11 protein-coding genes are annotated in these 20,415 nt (G+C 69.8%); 7 read left to right on the top strand and 4 right to left on the bottom strand.

Translation table 11 applies throughout. The features are described 5' to 3' along the window. The first annotated feature begins 26 nt into the window (after nt 1-26). Both ACYVLP_RS12095 and ACYVLP_RS12090 read left to right on the top strand, forming a co-directional pair. The gene (locus ACYVLP_RS12095) at nt 27-1,448 is read left to right on the top strand and encodes a purine-cytosine permease family protein (RefSeq protein ID WP_460627595.1); all 1,422 of its coding nucleotides are present in this window, start codon (nt 27-29) and stop codon (nt 1,446-1,448) included. Then, nucleotides 1,445-3,082, top strand: coding sequence for an amidohydrolase (locus ACYVLP_RS12090; RefSeq protein ID WP_460627594.1), 1,638 nt, complete (start codon nt 1,445-1,447; stop codon nt 3,080-3,082). The genes ACYVLP_RS12095 and ACYVLP_RS12090 overlap by 4 nt, the downstream gene beginning before the upstream one ends. Here ACYVLP_RS12090 and ACYVLP_RS12085 read toward each other — a convergent pair. Next, nucleotides 3,079-3,768: a 4'-phosphopantetheinyl transferase family protein gene (locus tag ACYVLP_RS12085; protein ID WP_460627593.1), complete on the bottom strand. Its 690-nt coding sequence runs from the start codon at nt 3,766-3,768 to the stop codon at nt 3,079-3,081. The two genes, ACYVLP_RS12090 and ACYVLP_RS12085, sit on opposite strands and share 4 nt — an antisense overlap. 80 nt (nt 3,769-3,848) lie before the next feature. Here ACYVLP_RS12085 and ACYVLP_RS12080 point away from each other — a divergent pair, with 80 nt between their 5' ends. Genes ACYVLP_RS12080 through ACYVLP_RS12070 form a run of 3 tightly spaced genes read left to right on the top strand, consistent with a single transcriptional unit; the run spans nt 3,849 to nt 9,018 of the window. Further along, nucleotides 3,849-4,574 carry a hypothetical protein gene (locus tag ACYVLP_RS12080; protein ID WP_460627592.1) on the top strand — a complete coding sequence of 242 codons (726 nt, stop codon included), beginning with the start codon at nt 3,849-3,851 and terminating at the stop codon, nt 4,572-4,574. 29 nt (nt 4,575-4,603) lie between these two features. After that, complete coding sequence (locus ACYVLP_RS12075) at nt 4,604-4,948, top strand: CU044_2847 family protein (protein WP_460627591.1); 345 nt, start codon at nt 4,604-4,606, stop codon at nt 4,946-4,948. Beyond that, on the top strand, nt 4,945-9,018 hold the full coding sequence (locus ACYVLP_RS12070) for an nSTAND1 domain-containing NTPase (RefSeq protein WP_460627590.1): 4,074 nt from the start codon (nt 4,945-4,947) through the stop codon (nt 9,016-9,018). The genes ACYVLP_RS12075 and ACYVLP_RS12070 overlap by 4 nt, the downstream gene beginning before the upstream one ends. On the opposite strand, the gene ACYVLP_RS12065 is transcribed toward ACYVLP_RS12070, so the two are convergent. Next, on the bottom strand, nt 8,981-13,297 hold the full coding sequence (locus ACYVLP_RS12065) for a non-ribosomal peptide synthetase (protein ID WP_460627589.1): 4,317 nt from the start codon (nt 13,295-13,297) through the stop codon (nt 8,981-8,983). The two genes, ACYVLP_RS12070 and ACYVLP_RS12065, sit on opposite strands and share 38 nt — an antisense overlap. Nucleotides 13,298-13,640: 343 nt before the next feature. Here ACYVLP_RS12065 and ACYVLP_RS12060 point away from each other — a divergent pair, with 343 nt between their 5' ends. Together ACYVLP_RS12060 and ACYVLP_RS12055 are read left to right on the top strand one after the other, a co-directional pair. Next, entirely contained in the window at nt 13,641-14,174 is a 534-nt protein-coding gene (locus ACYVLP_RS12060) for a hypothetical protein (protein WP_460627588.1), read from the top strand. Between the two features lie 12 nt (nt 14,175-14,186). Beyond that, entirely contained in the window at nt 14,187-14,441 is a 255-nt protein-coding gene (locus ACYVLP_RS12055) for an MbtH family protein (protein WP_460627587.1), read from the top strand. Here the strand turns inward: ACYVLP_RS12055 and ACYVLP_RS12050 are convergent. Both ACYVLP_RS12050 and ACYVLP_RS12045 read right to left on the bottom strand, forming a co-directional pair. Then, complete coding sequence (locus tag ACYVLP_RS12050; RefSeq protein WP_460627586.1) at nt 14,413-19,425, bottom strand: amino acid adenylation domain-containing protein; 5,013 nt, start codon at nt 19,423-19,425, stop codon at nt 14,413-14,415. The genes ACYVLP_RS12055 and ACYVLP_RS12050 overlap by 29 nt on opposite strands. Then, on the bottom strand, nt 19,422-20,372 hold the full coding sequence (locus ACYVLP_RS12045) for a pyridoxal-phosphate dependent enzyme (RefSeq protein WP_460627585.1): 951 nt from the start codon (nt 20,370-20,372) through the stop codon (nt 19,422-19,424). The genes ACYVLP_RS12050 and ACYVLP_RS12045 overlap by 4 nt, the downstream gene beginning before the upstream one ends. Nucleotides 20,373-20,415 lie beyond the last annotated feature (43 nt).

Here is a 20,415-nt window from a genome sequence, read left to right as displayed (position 1 = left end):
TCAGGTCAACGACGACTGGAGGACCCATGACGACAACCGACTGGACGCAGGAGCGGACCGCGCCCGACACATCGCTCGAGATCGAGTCCCACGGCATCGACGTCATCCCCGAGTCCGAGCGGCGTGGACGACCGCGTCAGCTCTTCGCCGTGTGGGCTGCGGCCAACGTGAACTTCCTCGGCTTCATCGTCGGCACCGTGCTCATCCTCATGGGCCTGAGCGTGTGGCAGGCGCTCGGCGTGATCGTCGTCGGGAACCTCTTCGCGGTGTTCACCGGCATCGTCGCCGGCAGCGGACCGGCAGCCGGCACGCCGAGCGAGGTCATCACTCGGGCGATGTTCGGCGTGACCGGCAACCGCGTCAACGTCGCGATCGCCGGCTGGCTCGTGAGCGTCTGCTACCTCGCGCTCAACTGGGCAGCGGCGGCATACGTCGCCTTCAGCCTCGTCGAGCGGATCGGCATCCCCGTCACGACTCCGGTCGAGGTGGCGATCATCGTCCTGATCGCTGGGGTCACCCTCGTCATCAGCGTCTACGGTCACGGCTTCATCCTGCGCTTCTACCAGCCGCTGGCGATCGTGCTGGCAGTGGTGTTCGCGGTCATGGCGGTCTTCGTCATCAGGGGCGCGAACTGGGGGTTCACGCCCGCCACCCCGATCGACGGGATCGACCTGTGGGCGGCTGTCGCTGCCGGAACGGCGCTCGTGGCCTCCGGGCCGCTCTCGTACACCAACAGCGCCGACTTCGCCCGCTACCTGCCGAGCACGACCCGCGTGCGTGAGGTGGCCCTCTGGACGGCGCTCGGCTCGATGGTGCCCGGCATCATCATCTCCTCGGTGGGCGCACTCGCGGCGACCGCGGTCGACGCGAGTGACGCACGGGCGGCGGCAGAGAGCCTGTTGCCCGGGTGGTTCACGCCCGTCTTCCTCGTCGCGGTCATTGTCGGAACCATCGCGAACAACGCCATGACGGCATACAGCTCGGGCCTGGCCCTCCAGTCCATCGGAGTGCGCCTGCCGCGCTCCCGGAGCGTCCTGCTCGACGGCGCGGTCGGAACGGCCATGACGCTCTACGCCCTGCTCGTATGGAACTTCCTGGACAGCGTCTCCAACGCGATGCAGCTCGTCGTGACGGTCCTGGCGCCGGTGATGGCCGTCTACTCCGCCGACATGTGGTGGCGGCGGAACCGCTATGACGGCCGCGCCCTGAGCGACCAGAGCAAGACCAGTCGGTACTGGTACACCAACGGGGTCAACGTGGCCGGCGCTACGGCGCTGCTGGTCGGTGTCACCCTGGCCCTCATGAGTGCGTCGACGCCGGTCTTCACCGGCCCCATCGCCGGCGCCCTCGGCAACGTCGACCTCTCGTTGGTCGTGGGTCTCGTCGTCCCTGGCCTGCTCTACCTCCTGCTCATGAGCACGTATGCCGCCCCGCGGGAGTCCCGATGAGTCGCGTGCACTACCGCGGTGGCCGGGTCTTCACCGCCAGCGAGACCGCCTGGGCCGAGTCGATCGTCGTCGACGGCGAACGGATCGCCTTCGTGGGCGCCACCGAGGAGGCCGATCGACTCGATGACATCGTCCGCACCATCGACCTCGATGGGGCGTTCGTCGCGCCCGGCTTCGTCGACGCGCACACGCACCTCGTCAGCCTCGGCGAGTCGCTGTCGCAGGTCGACCTGTTCGGCGCCCTCGACCTGGCGGACATCCAGGGCCGACTGGCAGCCGCCGCGGCGAACGACCCGGGAGCGGAGCGCCTGCGCGGGCGCAGCTGGCTCTTCTCCGCCCTACACGGACAGCAACCGCACCGATCGATGATCGACGACGTGATCAACGACCGGCCTGTCTATCTCACCGCGGCCGACCACCACTCCGCCTGGGTCAACTCGGCTGCGTTGCGCGAGCTGGGAATCCATCGAGACACGCCTGACCCGATCGGAGGGCATATCGCCCGCGATGCCGACGGAGAGGCCACCGGGATGCTGTTCGAGAACGCCGCACTCGTCCTCATGCGCGGGGTGCTCGACCGACTGTCCACCGACGCGGATCGCCTTGCGGCACAGCAGGATGCGTTCGCCTGTTACCTTGCCGCCGGAGTGACCTCCGCGATCGACATGGGACTCGCGGACGAGGAGCTCACCGCACTGGACGACGCGTTGGCTGCCGGCGGGGGACGGCTGCCGTTGCGGGTTGCCGGACACTGGGTCGTGAACCGCACCGGCACGACCGAGGGCGACCTCGCGCAGGTGGCGCGGGCAGTCGAGCTCCACCGCACTCGAACAGGCCCGTGGTTCCGGGTCACCGGCATCAAGATCTTCGTCGACGGCGTGGTCGACAGCTGCACCGCCGCGATGGTCGCCCCGTTCGCCGACGGCAGCCACCCTGACGCGCTGTGGGACGACGAGTCCCTGGCTACCGTCGTCGCAGCCGCCGACGCTGCCGGGCTGCAGGTGGCCATGCACGCGATCGGCGACCGTGCCTCCGGCATCGCGCTGCGCGCCCTCGAGCGCGCCGTCGAGGTCAACGGTCCCCGACCCCGCCGGCACCGGATCGAGCACCTCGAGACCGTCACCGAGGACACCGTGCGGCGGCTGGGCGAGCTCGGCGTCATCGCGTCGGTCCAGCCCGTTCACGCCGACCCGGCCATCCAGGACAACTGGCGCCGGATGCTCGGCGACGATCGGGTCGACCGAGGCTTCCCGTGGGGCGAGCTGGCCGACGCCGGAGCCTCGCTCGTGATCGGCTCGGACGCCCCGACCGCGCCGTATGCCCCGCTGCCCAACCTCTACGTGGCCGCGACACGCAGGTCGGCGATCGACACCGACCTCCCCGCCAACATCCCGGACAGCGCGATGCGCCTCGGGGACGCGTTGGTTCGTGCCACCCGGGATGCCGCTCGCTCGGCCCGGTGGGAGGACGTGACGGGTCGGCTCGATCCCGGGCTCAGTGCCGACTTCGTCGTCATCGACGCCGACCCGTTCAGGGACGGGCTCGAGTCTCTGTTGAGTGCCCGGGTTCGGCTGACCGTACTGGCCGGCCGGACGGCATACGACGCGGGCTCCGGGAGCGTGGCCCTGTCCTAGCCGCCCGACGCCGAGGACAGCTGACGACTCCGGAGTCGCAGCTGCACCCTCGCGCCGCGCAGCGCGACAGCGCCGGCATACCCCGCCCCGACAGGGAGCTCGGCCAGGGACCATCCCTGGTCGGTCCGGGGGTGCGCACCGTCGGTGACGTCGTGGTCGGTCAATCCATGAGCGAGGCCGGTTCCGATCCCCTTGAGGAGGGCCTCCTTGCGGGTCCACATCCGCGTGAAGTCGGCACTGCGTCTGGTCAGGGGCGCTGCGAGCACGGCATCCCGCTCGCGCGGATGAAGCGTCTCGAGCACGGCCGAGACCACCTCGACCCCGGGAACGGGCTCCACGTCGATCCCGACCGGAGCCGAGGCCACCGCCACGGCAACAAGTCCGCCCGCATGGGAGAGCGAAAAGTGCAGAGACGCAGCGGAATCCATGAGCGTGGGTCGGCCGTTCGGGCCGCCGCACACAGGACATGGATCTCGGCCGAACCGGAGGCACTCAGGGGCGACGCCGAGGCGGGCGCCCAGAATGACTCGGAGTGAGGCATGGGCCACCGTGTAACGCCGGCGGTCGTCGTCGCGGTGAAAGCGCTCCGCCTGCTGCCGTTCGTCCTCGTCGAGGATGCGTTCAGCCGATGGTCCGAGCAGGCCCGAGGTCACAGGAGCCAGCCAGACGTCCACGACGTCACTCAAGCCCTCACTGACGGCCACGATCACCTCGAACCCTATACAGTCGTCTCGAACCCAGAACGTCGAGCCAGGCGAGGTGGGCGATGCCAGACTACGAGAACCAGCCCCACCGAGTCTGCGCGGCCGACGTGGCCGGCCGCTGGTCCTTCTGCGACGACGGCTGGCTCGCCTCTCTCACGCTGGAGCCGGGCAGCCAGGACTCGCACACCGAGGTCAACGGACTCCTCCACAGCGAGCGCTTCGATGACGACTACGTGGTCACCGGACGCGTCGGCGTTGGCGGTCCACGGGCGGTCGAACTGACGATCCACGACTACAACTGGCTCGAGCGTCAGGTCTTCTCCGGCTACCTGACGACCGCCGGCGAGCGCTCCATCTCCGGTGCCAGCCTGTGGCAGGGCACGCCCTACGGTTTCTTCGCCTCCCGCGCCGCCCGAATCCTTCTCGGGACGTACCGCGACGGTCCCGCGACCGCGTCGGACTTCGCCGGCCGATGGTCTGCGGACGTGGAGGGCCTGACGGCCATGGTGACGATCGCGGCGGCCGCAGACGGCGAGTCCTTCAGTGGCACGGGAGTTCTCGGGCCCGATCGCACGGCCTTCCGCATCGACGGTCACCCCATCGCAGGCATCCCTCACGGTGCGACATTGACGTTCACCCATGAGGACGGCACGGTGCGCGAAGGACCTGGCTACCTGGCGTCGCGTCCCAAGGGCGTTGTCTGCGGCTGGACGGCGCGCCCGGGTGACCAGCCGGATCAGTCGGATCAGTCGGACCAGTGGGGTCTGGTGATGGTGCGGTCGTCCTGACCGCGTGGAGGATTGGCGGTGAAGCGACAATGACCTACTTGCAGTTCAATGACGACGAGCACTCGATCTTGGTCGAGGTGACGCCTGCAGACGTGCAGGCCCGCCCGGGCGTGGTCAAGGCGGGGGTGGCGGATCGCATCAACGATGGTCTGGTCAAGGCGCAGACGTCGTTGCAGGCGGCGTTCGGCGCCCTGCTCGAGCAGACGGCCGGATCGTTCGTGCAGGCCGTTCGCCGTCTCGAGGACCCACCGGACAACATCGAGCTCCAGTTCTCGGTCAAGGCGACCGGCGAGCTCGGGAACCTCGCGATCGGCAAGCTGAGCGGCGAGTCGAACTACGCCGTCAAGCTGACCTGGACGCGGCCAGTTCCGTGAGCCCTTCGGTGCCGGGACCGGCGCCGATCTCCGCGGCGCGAGCGTCGGTGGTTCGCGTCCCGTCGGCGACCGAGACGGCTGGTACGGGGTTCATCGTCAGCGAGCGGGAGCGCCTTGTCCTGACCTGCGCGCACGTCGTTGAGTACGCTGGCGGGGGCCCGGGCAGCACCCTCTCCCTCGTGCATCACGCGAGCCGGCAGCTGCTGGAGGCCACGGTCCTGCCGGAGCATTGGCACAAGGATGAGGACGTGGCCGTCCTGCAAGTGTCCCCGGACTCACCGTGGCCGGACGGCACAGACACCGTGCCGTTCTCGATGTCGACCAGCCCGGTCGGTCATGAGGCCTGGACGTTCGGATACCCGCCGGCGAAGCCCGTCGAAGGACTCGTCGGTACCGCTCAGATCGCCGCCGAGATCGCCGACGAGGGCGGCCTGCCGGTGCTTCAGCTGTCCCGTGCTGACGAGATCGTCCCTGGTTTCAGCGGTGCGCCGCTCGTCGACGTCGTTTCGGGCAGGCTGGCGGGCATGGTTGTCGCGATCACGAGCGGGGACCACGGCCGCCAGCTCCGGACGGCCTTTGCGATCCCGGCCAGCACCATCCTCCGGCTGGTTCCCGGACTCGCGGCATCGGACGTCCAGCCGTACTTCGCGCTCGAGACGTTCACTGAGACCCAGAAGGACCTCTACTTCGGCCGTGAAGAGACCGTCGCCCGGCTCGTGACTGCCATCCGCAGACCAGGAACCCGCTTTCTGGCCGTCCTCGGTCCCTCCGGAAGCGGCAAGTCGTCGCTTGTCCGTGCGGGCCTGGTGCCGGCGCTCGCGTCAGCGAATGGCGGGGCCAGCGCGCGCCCGCGGGTCATCGTGACTCGTCCAGCCGACCTGCTGGGGCATCCGTCCGACCCCGCGTCGGACGACGCGAGCGTCATGAGCGAACTGGACCGAGTAGTGCCCATGGGCGACTCACCCGTGCTGCTCACCCTGGACCAGTTCGAAGAGACTTTCGTCGTCCTGCCGCCTGCACAGCGTCGTGCGGTCCTGCAGTGGTTGGCGTCCTTGGTGACCTCGACCCGGCCGGTGACCGTCGTGCTCGTGATGCGTGACGAGTTCTTCGCCGCTCTGGTGCATGAAGCACCCGGGCTCACGCGCGCGTTGGAGGAGGGGCTCCGCACGATCCCTCCGACCCTTGGCCGCACCGATCTGAGTGCCATCGTCACCGGCCCCGCCCGGGCGGTCGGCCTGCGTTTCGAGGAGGGTCTTGCCAAACGAATCGTCGACGATGCGATCGATGCGGCTCCGAGCGCCGACGAGGACACGGCCGCAAGCACCGTCCTGCCGCTGCTGGAGTTCGCTCTGACCCAGCTGTGGGAGCGTCGGGTCGACGGGCTCCTCACCCATCAGGCCTACGAGCAGATCGGGAAGGTCTCTGGCGGCATCGCGGGATGGGCCGAGGAAGCCCTCGCGCGTTTCGACGAGTCGGACCTCCCGCAGGTGCGTCGCGTCTTCCTCGACCTGGTCCACCTCGGCGACGAACGGCACTCAACCCCGGACAGCCGGCGGCGACGAGATCTGACCGAGCTGGCACGTACGCCGGACGAGCTGCCCGACGTGACCGCGATCGTGTACCGGCTCGCAGACGAACGACTGCTGGTCACCCGGCTCGACTCCCAGACGGCCGACGTGCTCGTCGAGCTCGTGCACGACTCCCTCCTGCGCGAGTGGCAACGCCTGCGTGAGTGGCTCGATGACGACCGCAGCTTCCTGATCTGGCGGCAGGACCTGGACCGCGCCCGGGAGAGGTGGGAGTCCTCGGGGCAGATCGGGAACCGGGACTCGGGAGCGCTCCTGCGCGGCCGGACCCTCGAGGCCGCGAAACGCCTCGACCCCATCCAGCTGGACCGCCTGAGCGATGCTCAGCGTGAGTTCATCACCGCGAGCGACGACGCCTGGGTCGCCGAGCAGCAGCGGCTGCAGCGGGCCTTGAGCGAGGCCGAGCAACAGCGCGCCCGGGCGGAGGAAGAACTCGTTCGTGCGGGGCTGCGCGAACAAGCGTTGAGAGTCCGTCTGCTCCTGGACGTCGAGCCCGTAGCGGCCCTCGCCGTGGCCGCCGACACGGTGCTCACCAACCTCGCCGAGCTACCGGACGACCTCATCGACCTCCCGCAGGTGAGCCTGCACGCTGCGCTCCTGACTGCCCGCGAGCTGACCGTGGTGGGCGCTCACCATGCACCGGTGACCTGCATCGCCGCGAGCCCAGACGGTCGCCTCGTGGTGTCGGCCTCGGTGGACACGACCCTGCGCGCCTGGTCTCCGACGGGCCAACCGCTGGGTCAGCCCTGGCAGGGCCACGACGGCGCGGTCACTGCCGTCGCGGTGGATCCGCTCGGCCGGTTCGTCATCTCCGGCTCCGCCGACACGACCCTGCGCGCCTGGTCTCCGACCGGCCAACCGCTGGGTCAGCCCTGGCAGGGCCACGACGGCGCGGTCACTGCCGTCGCGGTGGATCCGCTCGGCCGGTTCGTCATCTCCGGGTCCGCGGACAGGACCCTGCGCGCCTGGTCTCCCACCGGCGAGCCGGTAGGGGCACCCTGGCACGGCCACGACGACGAGATCACCACCATCGGCATCCTGCCCGAGAGAATCGTGTCCGGCTCCGCGGACAGCACCCTGCGCGCGTGGGCGGAGAACGGTGACCCGATCGGGCCGCCGTGGCGAGGACACGACGGTGTCGTCCTGAGCATGGCCGTGAACGTCCCCGGCGGCCTGGTGATCTCGGGCGGTGCCGACCGGAGCATCCGTGTCTGGTCCCGCGACGGCCGCGCCGTCGGGCGGCCGTGGCAGGCGCACGTCGGCGGGGTCAGCGCGTTGACCGTATCGCGGGACGGCCTCGTCCTGGTGTCAGCAGGCGGGGACGGTGTCGTGCGCACGTGGGATCTGTCGGGCCGCGCCATCCGGCCGGACCTCGTCGGACACCAGGGCGCCGTGACGGCACTCGCGCTCGTCGACGACGACCGCCTCGTGGTGAGTGCCGGCGCCGACTCCACCGTGCGCACCTGGGCCCGCGACGGGCATGGTCCGTATGCCGTGTTGTCGGGTGGCGGCACGGACGTGAACGGCGTCATCGTGCTCGACGACGCACGGCAGCTGGTCAGTGCCGGCGCCGACATGCTCCTTCGACGATGGAGCACCTCCGGCGAACCCATCGGCGACCCGTGGGTCGGCCACGACGGCTACGTCTACTCGCTGGCACGCGATGCCGCCGGTGCCCGAATCGCCTCCGCCGCAGCGGATGCGACCGCCCGCGTGTGGGATGCCTCGACCGGCCGGTGCGAGACGGTGCTGAGGGGTCATCGAGGCGCCGTGTATGCCGTTGATGTCAGCGCGGACGGTCAGCTGGTCGCCACCGGCGGCGCAGACGCGACGGTGGTGCTGTGGCGGCCGGACGGCGCCGTGGTCGCCGGACCGCTGACGGGACACCGCGACGAGGTGTGGTCGGCGGTGTTCACTCCTGACGCACGCCTGCTCGCCACCGGGAGCAACGACGGCACAATCCGGCTCTGGCGCCCCGACGGGTCATCCGTCGGCAAGCCGCTGGAGGGACACGAGGCCGGCGTCCGCGACCTGGCGTTCTTTCCCGATGGGACGACACTCGTCAGTGCCGGGCTGGACCGCACGGTGCGACTGTGGGACGTCACGACCGGGGACGCCGTCGCCGAGCCGATGCATGGGCACAAGGGTCCGGTGCACTGTGTCGCCGTCGCACCCGACGGGCAGTCCATCGTCAGTGGCTCGGCCGACGGCACGCTGCGGATCTGGGACAGCGTGGGCAGAGCGGTGAGCGAGCCAGTTCACAGCCATGACGGCGGTGTCTGGCGTGTGTCGCTTGCCCGTGACCGTGGGCTGGTTGCGAGCGCCGGAGCCGACGGCCGGGTGCGGCTGTGGAGGCTGGGCTGGCGAACCTTCCTCGAGATGGCGTGCCTGCGCATCGACGGCCACCCAGCGATCGACGGCAGCTATGGAGCGACGATGGAGCGCGTCAGGGCTCAGGTGCCGCAGCGGCCGTGGGGGGTCTGAGGAACGAGGCCAGCGTTGCCGCCCAGTCGGTATGCCGCGGTCTGAAACCGCGGGCCAGCATCCGTTCCGTGGCGTACCAACGGACCCGGGTGTGGAGGTCGCCCGGAGGCACGTCTCCCGTTCGCACGGTGACGTCGCGACCGGTGAGCTGCGACATCTGGGCGTAGAAGTCGGACCACGCGATCCGGCCAGTGGCCGCGTTCAAGGCACGGCCGGCCGGCTCCTCGACGCAGTCGGCGACGAGGACGGCGAGGTCACGTGCGTCGATCCAGCTGAGGGCCACCTCGGACGGATCGCCCTGCGGAATCGTGAGGGCCTCCCCTGCGGCGGCGGTCCGGTAGAACGCATGACCGGCGCCGGTGCGCAGCTGCCAGCGACAGTACGGGTGCGGCCCCCAGACGAAGGGCGATCTCAGGATCGTCACGCGATCGGGTGCGCCCGAGCCGACTGCCTCGTGTAGCAGTCGTTCCGCGCGCAGCTTTCCACGGACGTAGTCGCCGGCCGACACCTCGGGCTGAAGGACAGCGTCTTCGTCGATCGGTCCCGGCGCCGACCATGGGTAGACGTCCGTGCTGCTCATCAGCACGAACGGCCCGCCAGCCCAGCTGGCGACGAGCTGCGCGACGGCATACGCGTCGTGGTTCCAGTCCCGGAAGGTACAGGCCAGGTGCACGACGCCACGGGTGCCGCGAGCGGCGGCGTCGAGACTCCCGGCATCGGCCAGGTCACCGATGGCCAGCTCGTCGTCGGTGGGCAGCTCCACCAGCATCGAGGTGTCGCGGACGAAAAGCCGCAGCCGGTGACCGCGACGGCGCAGCTCGCGAACGACGAAGGAGCCGATCATTCCTGAGGCGCCGGTGACCAGCAGTGGTGTTGTCGTCTTGCGGACGGGCGCCGCAGTGGATCGGCTCGGCCCGGCAGCCGCAGTGGATCGGCTCGGCCCGGCCGCTGCACGGGAGCGGTCCCGGAGCGTGGACATGACGCCGGCCACGGTCGGATCGTGCAGGAAGGATCGCAGCGTGAGCTGCAGCCCCAGCTCGGCGCGCAGTCGTGCCACCGCTTGTGCAGCCAGGAGGCTGTGCCCACCTGCGTCGAAGAAGTCCTCCGTCCGACCGAGCCGGGGGACGTCCAGCACCTCGCACAGGAGCGTCGCGACGCCCTGCTCCCTGCCCGAGATGTGATCCTCGGTGCCCTCCTCGGTGCCTCCGTCGGCGGGTTCCCGCTGGTGGCCGGAGGTGTCGGGGGCGACAGCCGGCGGAGGCGCCAGCGCGGCGTAGTCGAGCTTGCCGCTGGCCGTGAGGCGGATGTCGGTGCACAGAACTATCCGATGCGGAACCATGACGCGTGGCAGCCGCGACGCGAGATGCGCACGAAGGTCGCCGGGCGTTGCTGATGTGTCCCCGACGACGTAGGCGACCAGCCGCCCAGCCGAATCGCCCTCCTGCTCCAACCGGACCGCGGCTGACCGCACGGCCGGATGGGCGCGGAGCACGGCCTCGATCTCTCCAGGTTCGACCCGTTCGCCCCGGAGCTTGAGCTGCCTGTCGATGCGTCCGAGGAAGAGGAGCGCGCCGTCCTCACGGCGCACCACCCGGTCACCGGTGCGGTACATCCGGGATCCCGCGGTGGGGGTGAAGGGGTCCGGCACGAAGACACGCGCGGTCGGCCCAGGCGAAGCGAGGTACCCGAGCGCCAGCTGGACGCCTCCGATGTAGAGCTCGCCCGCCACGCCCGGTGGAACGGGCTGCAACAGTGCGTCCAGGACGTACAGGCTGCAGCCGGGCATCGGCTGCCCGATGGGCACCGTCTCCCGGTCGTCCGGCTGCACGCGCCAGCCGGCGACCTCGACCGCCGCCTCGGTGGGTCCGTAGAGGTTGTGCACCTGCGCCATCGGGAACGTTCGGGCGGCCTGGTGGGCCAGCCCGGGCCCGAGGGCCTCGCCACTGCAGAAGAGCCGCCGCAGCCGATCCACGCCGGGTGCGCCCGTCGGTGCGCTGCGCACGTGAGTGACCGCGTCCAGGAAGGGTCCGAGGACGGATGGGACGAAGTGGGCGATGGTGACCTCTTGCTCGAGGACCAGCTGTGCCAGGGCATCCGGATCGCGGTGTGACCCCGGGGCTGCCACCACGAGGACGGCCCCTGACACCAGCCCTGCGAACAGCTCCCCGAGAGCGACGTCGAAGGTGAGCGGGGTCTTCAGGAGCACCCGATCCGACGGCCCGATCCGGTGGAGCCGAAGCATCCAGCCAACGCGGTGTTCGATGGCCCGCAGCGGGACCACCACTCCCTTCGGTCTGCCGGTCGAACCGGAGGTGTACATCACGTACGCGGGCCGGTCACCCGGGTCGCTGACCACCGGGTGTCGCAGGCCGTCCGGCCCGTCGAAAGGTGCGAGCGAAGGGGTGAGCAGCGGCATACCGAGCGGGCGCAGCGCTTCCGCGCCGTCGGGCGGGACCAGGACGAGTATGCCGCCTGCCTCGGACAGGTGTCCGCGAAGGCGTTCCAGGGGCTGTTCCGGGTCCAGAGGCAGAAAAGCCGCTCCGGCAGCCAGGACCGACAGCACTCCGATGACGGTGTGGAAGGACGGCCGCGAGCTGATGCCCACGACGCTCCCGGGCCCCACTCCGGCGCTGCGGAGCCGGTCGGCGCATGCGTCGACGGACGCGACGAGCTGTCCTCGGGTCAGGTCTTCGGCGCCGAAACGGATCGCCACGCGATGTGGGTCCGCAGCGGCGAGATGGCGGACCGTCTCGAGGATTCCGGGCGGTGCGCCCGGGTCAGGTCCGTGGGACGCCGCCTGCAGCTTTCGGGCATCCTCGGGTGCCGCGATGTCGAGCCGCTCTACGGTCGTGTCGGGCTCGGCCACGGCGTGCTGCACGAGCCGGACCCACGAGTCGAGCAACCGCCGCGCCGACCCCGACGGGATCACGTCAGTCGCCGTCGAGAGTCTGACTTCGGCCGTCCTGGAGTCGATCCGAAATCCCCAGCACAGATCGAACTTCGTCGTTCCTGTGGCGATCGACCGCTGCCTGAGCGTCGTCCCGCCCAGCCGTGGTTCGAGTGGCTCCATCAGGTCAGCGAGCACCTGGAACAGCGGCGAATGCGAGGGTGACCGGAGTGGGACCGCATCCTCCACCATCCACTCGAGGGGCACCTCCTGGTGCTCGAGAGCGGCGATGACTGCGTCCCGAGTCTGCCGGACGAGCTCGCGGAAGGAGCGGCGGAGGTCCACCATGATCCGCGTCGGGACGGTGTTGACGAACAGACCCACTGCGGAGTCGAGCTGAGGATGGACTCGACCAGACATGGGGACGCCGATGAGCAGGTCCCGCTGCTCCGTGACCCGGGCCAGCAGGGCAGCAGTGGCGGCGAGCAGAACCATGAACGGCGTAGCCCGTTCGGCGCGGGCCAGATCGGAGCAGCGTCCCGAGACCTCCACCCCCAGCTCGTGCGTGGTCTCGGTGCCGAAGGAGGTGCGAGTCGGAGGCCGGGCGCCTCCGTCGGGGAGTGGGAGGACGGTCGGTGCTCCGGCCAAGGTCTCACGCCACCAGCGACGGTGCCCCTCGAGCTGGTCACCTCCGAGACGCTCGGCCTGCCATCGGACGTAGTCCGCGTAGAGCGCCGTCGAGGCCGGAAGCTCCGCGTGGATGTCGCCCCCGCTGCGAGCCAGGTCGTAGGCGAGCGCCAGTGCGTCGAACAATGGCCCGATCGAGCCCGCGTCCGCTACGAGGTGGTGCACGCACACGAGCAGGGCGTCGGAGCCGCCGTCGGAGCTGAGGTCGGAGTGGATGAGCCTCACCCGCAACAGGGGTCCTCGCGCGAGGTCGAAGGGCGCTGTCGCCTCGCGCGACAGAGTCGCATCGATGTCCTTGAACCCCGTCGCCGCGATGACAGCGAAGTCCGGCTCGTCGTACTGCTGCGGGAAACACCACGGCACGCCGTCCACGTCGCGGAAGCTGCTCCGGAGCACCGGCCAGAGCTGCATCACGGCCCGCACCGCCTCACGGAGGGACTCTGGGTGCAGACGAGCCGGGACATCGAAAGCAAGGGCGATCGTGTACGTCGGCGCGCCGGGCTCCAGCTGCTCCAGGTACCACATTCGCTGCTGGGCGGCCGACAGCGGCAGCCGTGCCTGCGGGGCAACACGAGCGATCGGGGGCACGGTTGCCCCGATGCCCGAGAGCCGCCTGCGCAGCTGGTCGAGCTGCCCCGCCGTGAGCCTCGCCCGGAGCTGCTCCAGCTCGTCGCGCGACTCGTCACGGTCAGGCGTGGTCGACATCGCTCCGGCTCCTCGTCGTGGAGGTACCAGTCCAGATTGACAGGTCCTGAGCACGATGCCCAGACTCGTAGCACGAGTCGTCAACCGACGGGGAGGTCGTGTGCGATCGCTTCCCATGCGGGCCGACATCGACGCCGGGCTCGGCGGAAGATGGTCATCGCTGGTGGGTCGCAGCGGCCGGGAATGGTTGTGGCGCAACGATGTTCCGGCTCGGCGAACTGTTCGTCCCGGAGACCCGTTCGTGGACGCGGGTGGTCTCGAGGAGTGCCTCCCCACGATCGGCGGGAGTCCTGACCACGGGGATGTGTGGTGTCGGCGGTGGCACCCAGAAGGCGATGGGCTCATGGTCTCGGCCGACCCATTCACCCTCCGCAGAAGCATCGACGCCGGCGCCTCCGGGATCACGGCGCGCTATCGGTTGCAGGGTCCGCCCGGTGCGCGTTTCGTCTGGGCGGCACACGCAGCGATCGACCTCGCTCGCGGCGCTCGGCTTCTTGTCCCCAACGGACGCGATATGTGGGTCAACGACGAGCACGGCACATCGGACGCCTCGTGGCCCAGCTTTCGGGGCACGGACCTGAGCCGGTTGGACGATGACGACGGCACCGCCCTCATGATCATCGTGCCCGAGCTGCGGACGGTATCGGTTCTGGATGGCGACGACGTTCTCGTCATGACGCTCGGGGTGGAGGAGCAGCCTGCCGGCATCGCGATGTGGCGAAACCTTGGCGGGTGGCCCTCGGACGACCCCTATCGCTCGGTCGTCCTCGAGCCGATGCTCGGCTACTCACCGACCCTGTCGTTGGCTCGTGACGGTGAGGCAGCGGTGGTGCCGCCGTCGGGCGAAGTGACGTGGATTCTGAGCATCGATGGCTGACCTGGAGAGAAGATGATCTGGTGGGAGCGTGACCCGGAGGCGCCGAACTGCCGCGTGGTGGTCAACGACGAGGAGCAGTATGCGCTGTGGCCGCATGACGCCGCCGTGCCGGCGGGATGGCGCGACACCGGCATGACCGGCACTGCTGACGAGTGTGCCGACTACGTCGATCGGGTGTGGACCGACCTGACGCCTGCGAGCATGCGAGCTGACCGCACCGCCGCTGGCAACGCCGGCGTCACGAAGGACCCGTCAGGAGCTGGTTGATCACCGCCTCCTCGATGCGGGCCGCGAGCGCTCGCACTGTCGGGTTGGTGAACACCAGCTCCAGCGTGACATTGCAGTCGAAGTCTGCCGACGCGCGAGCGGACACGCGAACAGCGAGCAGGCTGTGCCCCCCGAGATCGAAGAAGTCGTCGTCGATGCCCACCTGCCCGGCTCCCAGGACGTCGCCGACGATGCCAGCAAGCCGGCGCTCGACGTCGGTCCGCGCGGGAGCGAAGGCGGCCGCGAGCGATGGACGGGTGCCCGACGGCTCGGGAAGCGCAGCCGTGTCGACCTTGCCGTTCGGTGTCAGCGGGAAAGCATCCAGCACGATGATGGTCTCCGGCACGAGGTAGCCGGGCAGCACTCGGGAAACCTGACGCCGTAGCTCTTCTGGAGCGATCGGTGCGACCGCGACGACGTAGGCGACGAGCCGGTCCGGCGCGCGCTCTCCGTGGCCCACGACCAGGGCTTGCCCCACGGCGGGGTGATCGGCCAGGGCTGCCTCGACCTCGGCGGGCTCGACGCGGAACCCGCGGACCTTGAGCTGACGATCGACGCGACGAAGGTATTCCAAGGTCCCGTCGCGACGTCGGCGCCCCCAGTCTCCAGTCCGATACAGGCGGCCCCCATTCGCGCCGTCACCGGAGGCGAAGGGAAGAGGCAGAAACCGCTGGGCCGTGAGCCCCGGCCGCCCGCGGTAGCCGCGAGCCACTCCTGCGCCGGCGATATAGATCTCTCCATGCACCCCTGGCGGAACCGGTTGGAGCCGTTCGTCGAGGACGACCACGGTGGTGCCGGCGAGCGGGCGGCCGATGGCGACCGTCTCGGGTTCGGGCCCGATGCGTGAGATCGTCGACCAGATGGTCGTCTCAGTGGGCCCGTAGAGGTTGTAGACATCGTCGGCAAGGGGCACCAGTCGCTCGGCGAGGCTGCGTGACAGCTTCTCGCCCCCACACATGGCCACTCTCAGGTGCGGCAGCTCCGGACGGAGCACCAGACCCTCCCACGTGGCCGGCGTCGCCTGCAGGATCGTGGCTCCCTGGCGCCGCACGAGCTCGGCAAGCGCTATGGGATCCTGCGCCGTCGCACGATCAGAGACCACGAGTCGTGCACCGGCCAGCAACGGGAGGAACAGCTCGAGGGCCGCGATGTCGAACGACACGGTGGTGACCGCGACGAGGACATCGTCAGGGGCGACGGCCAGCCGCACCAACACGTCAGCGAGCAGGTTGAACAGTGCAGCCTGCGTGATCTCCACACACTTGGGCTCCCCGGTGGATCCGGACGTGTGGATCAGGTAGGCGAGATCCTGGGAGTCGACCCAGCCATCCACCTCAGGCAGCGCCGCATCCGCCGACGGGTCAAGCCGCTCGTCCACGACGACCACAGGTATGCCGTCCGGGACGCCCCACGCGGAGTCGGCCGTGAGGAGGGCGGCCGCGCCGACGCCGCGGACCAGGTTGCACAGTCTGGCGGGCGGCTGCGTGGGGTCGAGCGGCGAGTAGGCGCATCCGGCGAGGTGAACGCCGAGCAGCGCGGCGACCAGATGCGGGCCCCGCTCCAAGCAGACCGCGACCACGGACCCTGGCATTACACCCGCCGTCCTGAGCGCCAGAGCGTGGTCGGCTGCCGCTGCCAACAGCTGACGGTAGGTCCATGAACGTTCGCCGCTCGTGAGCGCGACGGCGTCCGCACGCTGCACCGCCGCCTTCACGAACTCTGCGATGAGCGTGCCTTCTCGGCCGGGCGGTGCTTGCGCGTCGGTCACCTCCGCGAGCTCGGTGGCTCCCACGAGAGGGAGGGCGTCCACAGGCGTGTCAGGCTCGGCGCAGGCCTCGGTGAGGAGCAGCTCCAGGCCGTCGGCCAAGGACTCGATCGTGGCCGGGTCGAACAGGTCCGTGTCATAGGTGAACGCTGCCTCGAGGTGGCTTCCTCGATGGGCGAACGACACCGACACGTCGAAACGGGCGGTGCCGGAGTCGACCCGTTCTGGCTGGGCGACCATCCCGCTCCACGCCGGCATCCGAGGCGCCTGCAGGTCAGCCAGCACCTGGAAGATGGGGCTGTACGCGAGCTCGCGGTCGGGGCGGAGAGACTCCACCAGCTTCTCGAACGGCAGGTCTCGGTGCTCCAGAACTCGCAGCAGAGTGTCGCGCACCCGGCTGACGAGCGCGCGGAACCCGGGCCGACCCGTGAGGCGGATCCGCACCGGCAGCATGTTGACGTAGAGGCCGAAGGACCTCTCGTGCTCGACCGACTCCCGGCCCGAGGACGGCACACCGACGACGACGTCCTCCTGGCCGGTGTACCGGCCCAGCAGGGACGCCCAGCCGGCCAGCAACACCATGAACGTGCTCGCCGAACCCGTCCGCGCGAGCTCCTCCAGGTCGCGGGACAGCGATGTCGGGAAGGTCCGGTAGAGCTTCGCGCCGCAATGACGCTGGACGGATGGACGGGGACGGTCGCACGGCAGCGCGATGAGGGCAGGAGCACCGTCGAGCTCGGAGCGCCAGAAGGCGAGATGGCTCTCCACGATCGCGGGCGAGAGCTCGGCCCGCTGCCGCGCCGCGTGGGCCGCGTAGTCCGCTCCCGTCGACACGGGCGGCGGACGTGGGCCCTGGATTCCGGTGCCGTGGGGCACCGCGTCGTAGGCCTCGCTGAGCTCGTCCCAGAAAAGGTTCACCGACCAGGCATCCGCTACGAGATGGTGGACGCGGAGTAGGAGCACGTGTTCTGTGACGCCGCGGCGAAGACAGGCGAGACGCATCAGCGGCACCTGGTCCAGCGGCACCGGCTCCGCGGCGAGAGCCCGTAGCTGCCGTGAAAGGTCGGCCTCGCTGGGTGATTCGATGAGCTCGACGATGTCGCCGGGGACATCGAGGCACGCGCCCGGCACCCCTTGGTCCATGGTGTAGCGCGTCCGAAGTGCATCGTGGCGGGAGATCACGATGGAGGTGGCTGCCACGAGGGACTCGAAACGCACGTCGCCGTGCACGCGAACAGCGACGGGAATCGTGTTGAGCGGTGTGCCTGGCAGCAGCTGCTCGAAGAACCACAGGCGCTCTTCCGCGAACGACAGAGATCGGGTCTCCGAGCCGGTGGTGGACGTCCCCGGGTCGACGCTCGGCCCCGGGTCGACGCTCGGCCCCGGGTCGACGCTCGGCCCCGGGTCGGCGCGCGGCCCCGGGCGAGCCTCACCCTCCGGCGATCGGTCCCTCACGCGGGCGCTCAGGAGCGCTGGTGTCGGCGCGGCGAACAGCTCTCTGAGCGTCAGCCGAACACCCCACAGCTCGTGAACACGAGCCAGGAGGGCCATGCCGCTGATCGAGTCACCCCCGACGTCGATGAAGTCGTCGTCCATGCCGACGTGGGCGCCGAGGACCTTCTTCCAGCACACGAGCATGTCGTGCGCGTCAGTGGCGGTGTCGAGCTCGTTCGAGGAGTCCGCTCCTCTGTGTCTGGACACTCGCTCAGGATCGGGAAGCCGGGCCCGATCCAGCTTTCCCGTGACCGTGCGCGGGAGTGCTGCGAGCCGGACCACGCGATGCGGGACGAGGGGCTCCGGAACGTGATTGCGCACGTGGGACATCAGCTGGCTGTCCGAGACTCGGCGCCCCGGAGGATCGACGACGTAAGCCACCAGCAATGGTGAGGCGCGACCCCGGTCGACCAGCCGGACTGCTGCGTCGGCGACGTCGGGGTGAGCAAGCAGGATGCCGTCAAGCTCGGCGGCCTCGAACCGAAACCCATGGAGCTTGAGCTGCTCGTCGACGCGTCCCAGCAGATCCAGCCGACCGTCGTCCCAGCGACCAAGGTCGCCCGTGCGGTACATCCGCGCACCCGGGGTCGGGCTGTACGGGTCGGGCATGAAGCTCCGCGCCGTGAGCGAGGGCTGGTTGAGATAGCCGCGAGTGACCCCAGCACCGCCGATCCAGACCTCGCCCGGCTGGCCTGACCGCACTGGGCGGAGCGCATGGTCCAGCACGTGGATGTCGGTGGCAGGCAACGGCATACCCACCGGAATCCGATCGCCGTCAACTGACTCGACCGGGTGGAACGTGCTCGTCATGGTGCACTCGGTGGGTCCGTAGTGGTTCACCACCTCGGCGCAGGGGAAGACGCGGAACGCGCGAGACACGGTCTCCGGGGGGAGGCGCTCGCCACTCACCATGAGCAACCGAACCGTCGAAGCCCAGTGTTCGTCCGGCCCCGGCTGCGCGCACAGCAGCCGGAGAGTGGCGGGCACCAGGCTGGGGAGCAGCGTCACGCCCTCTCCAGCGATCAGCGCGTGCAGCGTCGAGGTCACGAACTGTTGGCCCAGCGGTGGAATCACGCTGCGGCCGCCGACGGTCAGCGGGCCGAACAGGTCGCGGATCGAGGCGTCAAAGGTCATCGCTGCCATCTGAAGGGCGACATCGCCCGACGTCAGGTAGCCCGCGTCGATCAGCCCACGCAGGTATGAGACGGCATTGCGGTGTTCCGTCCCGACCGCTTTGGGCCGCCCCGACGATCCGGACGTGTACGTGATGTATGCCAGCCGGGACGCGTTCCGGGCATCACCCACCGCGTCACTCACAACAACTGCGTGCATGTCTCGTGAGCCGATGAGCCCGTCGGCCGCAGCGTCGTGCCGCCGGACGTGGAGCTGGTCCTTCCTGCTGTGCACCACCACGAGGGCACCTGCCTCGCGCACCATGAGCTCGCGGCGCGCACGTGGTAGGGCCGGGTCGACAGGCAGGTAGACACCGCCGGCCTTCCACACCGCGATCATCGCGACGACGAGATCGACGCCGCGAGGGAGCAGGACCGCAACGACCGGCTCAGGGCCCGCGATGAGCTCCCGCAGCCGTCGAGCCAGGCGTTCCGCACTCTCGTTCAGCGTTGCGTAGCGCAGCCGCCGGTCACCACAGATCACGGCCTCGTCGTCGGGGTGGGCGCTCGCCGCGTGCTCGAACAGCTCGTGCAGGAGGGTCTGCTCGTTCACTGCGGTGCCCCCAGCAGCCGATCCCACTCGTCGTCGGTGATGCTTCCCCCGGACACCACGACACCGACCCGGCTGTTCGCCGGTTCGCCGAGCCGCTCGGACAGGGCGCCGGCCAGGGCGACCGCACCACTCGGTTCGGCGTGGACGCCAAATCGGTCGTGAAGCAGGCGCATCGCAGCGAGGATCTCGGCGTCCTCGACGACGATGATGCGGTCCACGAGCCGACGCACGATGGGAAAGGTCAGCTCTCCCGGCGTGCGGTGCCGCAGCCCGTCGGCGATCGTTGTCGGCACAGGGATCCGCACTCGCGAACCGCGGATCATCGACCGGCGAGTGTCGTCGCCGGTGCGCGGTTCGACACCCACCACACGGCAGCCGGGGCACAGGAGGTGGGCGGCGATGCCAGTTCCGGCCGCGAGACCGCCACCCCCGACAGGGACCACGATGACGTCGAGCCCGCCCGCCTGCTCGAACAGCTCGCTCGCGACGGTTGCCGCACCGCAGACGACACGCATGTCATCCGCGGACCGCACGACGGTCCGCGCTTCCTGACGCGCCACCCGGGCGACGACCTCGTCGCGGTCCTCAGTCTGAGGGTCGTACTCAACGATCCGGGCCCCGGCGTCGGCGATCGCCGTTCGCTTTCCCATCGGGCAGTCGTCGGGGAGAACGACGACGGCACTCGTGCCGACTGCGGCCGCTGCCGTTGCCAGCGCGTAGCCGTGGTTGCCCGACGACGCCGCCACGACGCCGCTGCGCATGGCGCGGGGATCAAGACACAGGACCGCGTTCCATGCCCCCCGGGACTTGAACGACCCACACACCTGCTCGTGTTCGGCCTTCAGGAAGAACTCGGTGCCCTGTCTCTTCAGCCTCAACACGCGAGTCAGCGTGATCGCCGGCTCCAGGCGGCGACACGTGGACGCGAGGTCGGAAGCGTGGATCATGGCACCTGCCGAGCTGATCGGTTGCACCAAGCCTCCCGCGAAC

The organism is Intrasporangium mesophilum (assembly GCF_054783095.1).
Note: the sequence above shows the minus strand (reverse complement) of the source record. Positions and strands in the feature narration are given on the sequence as shown.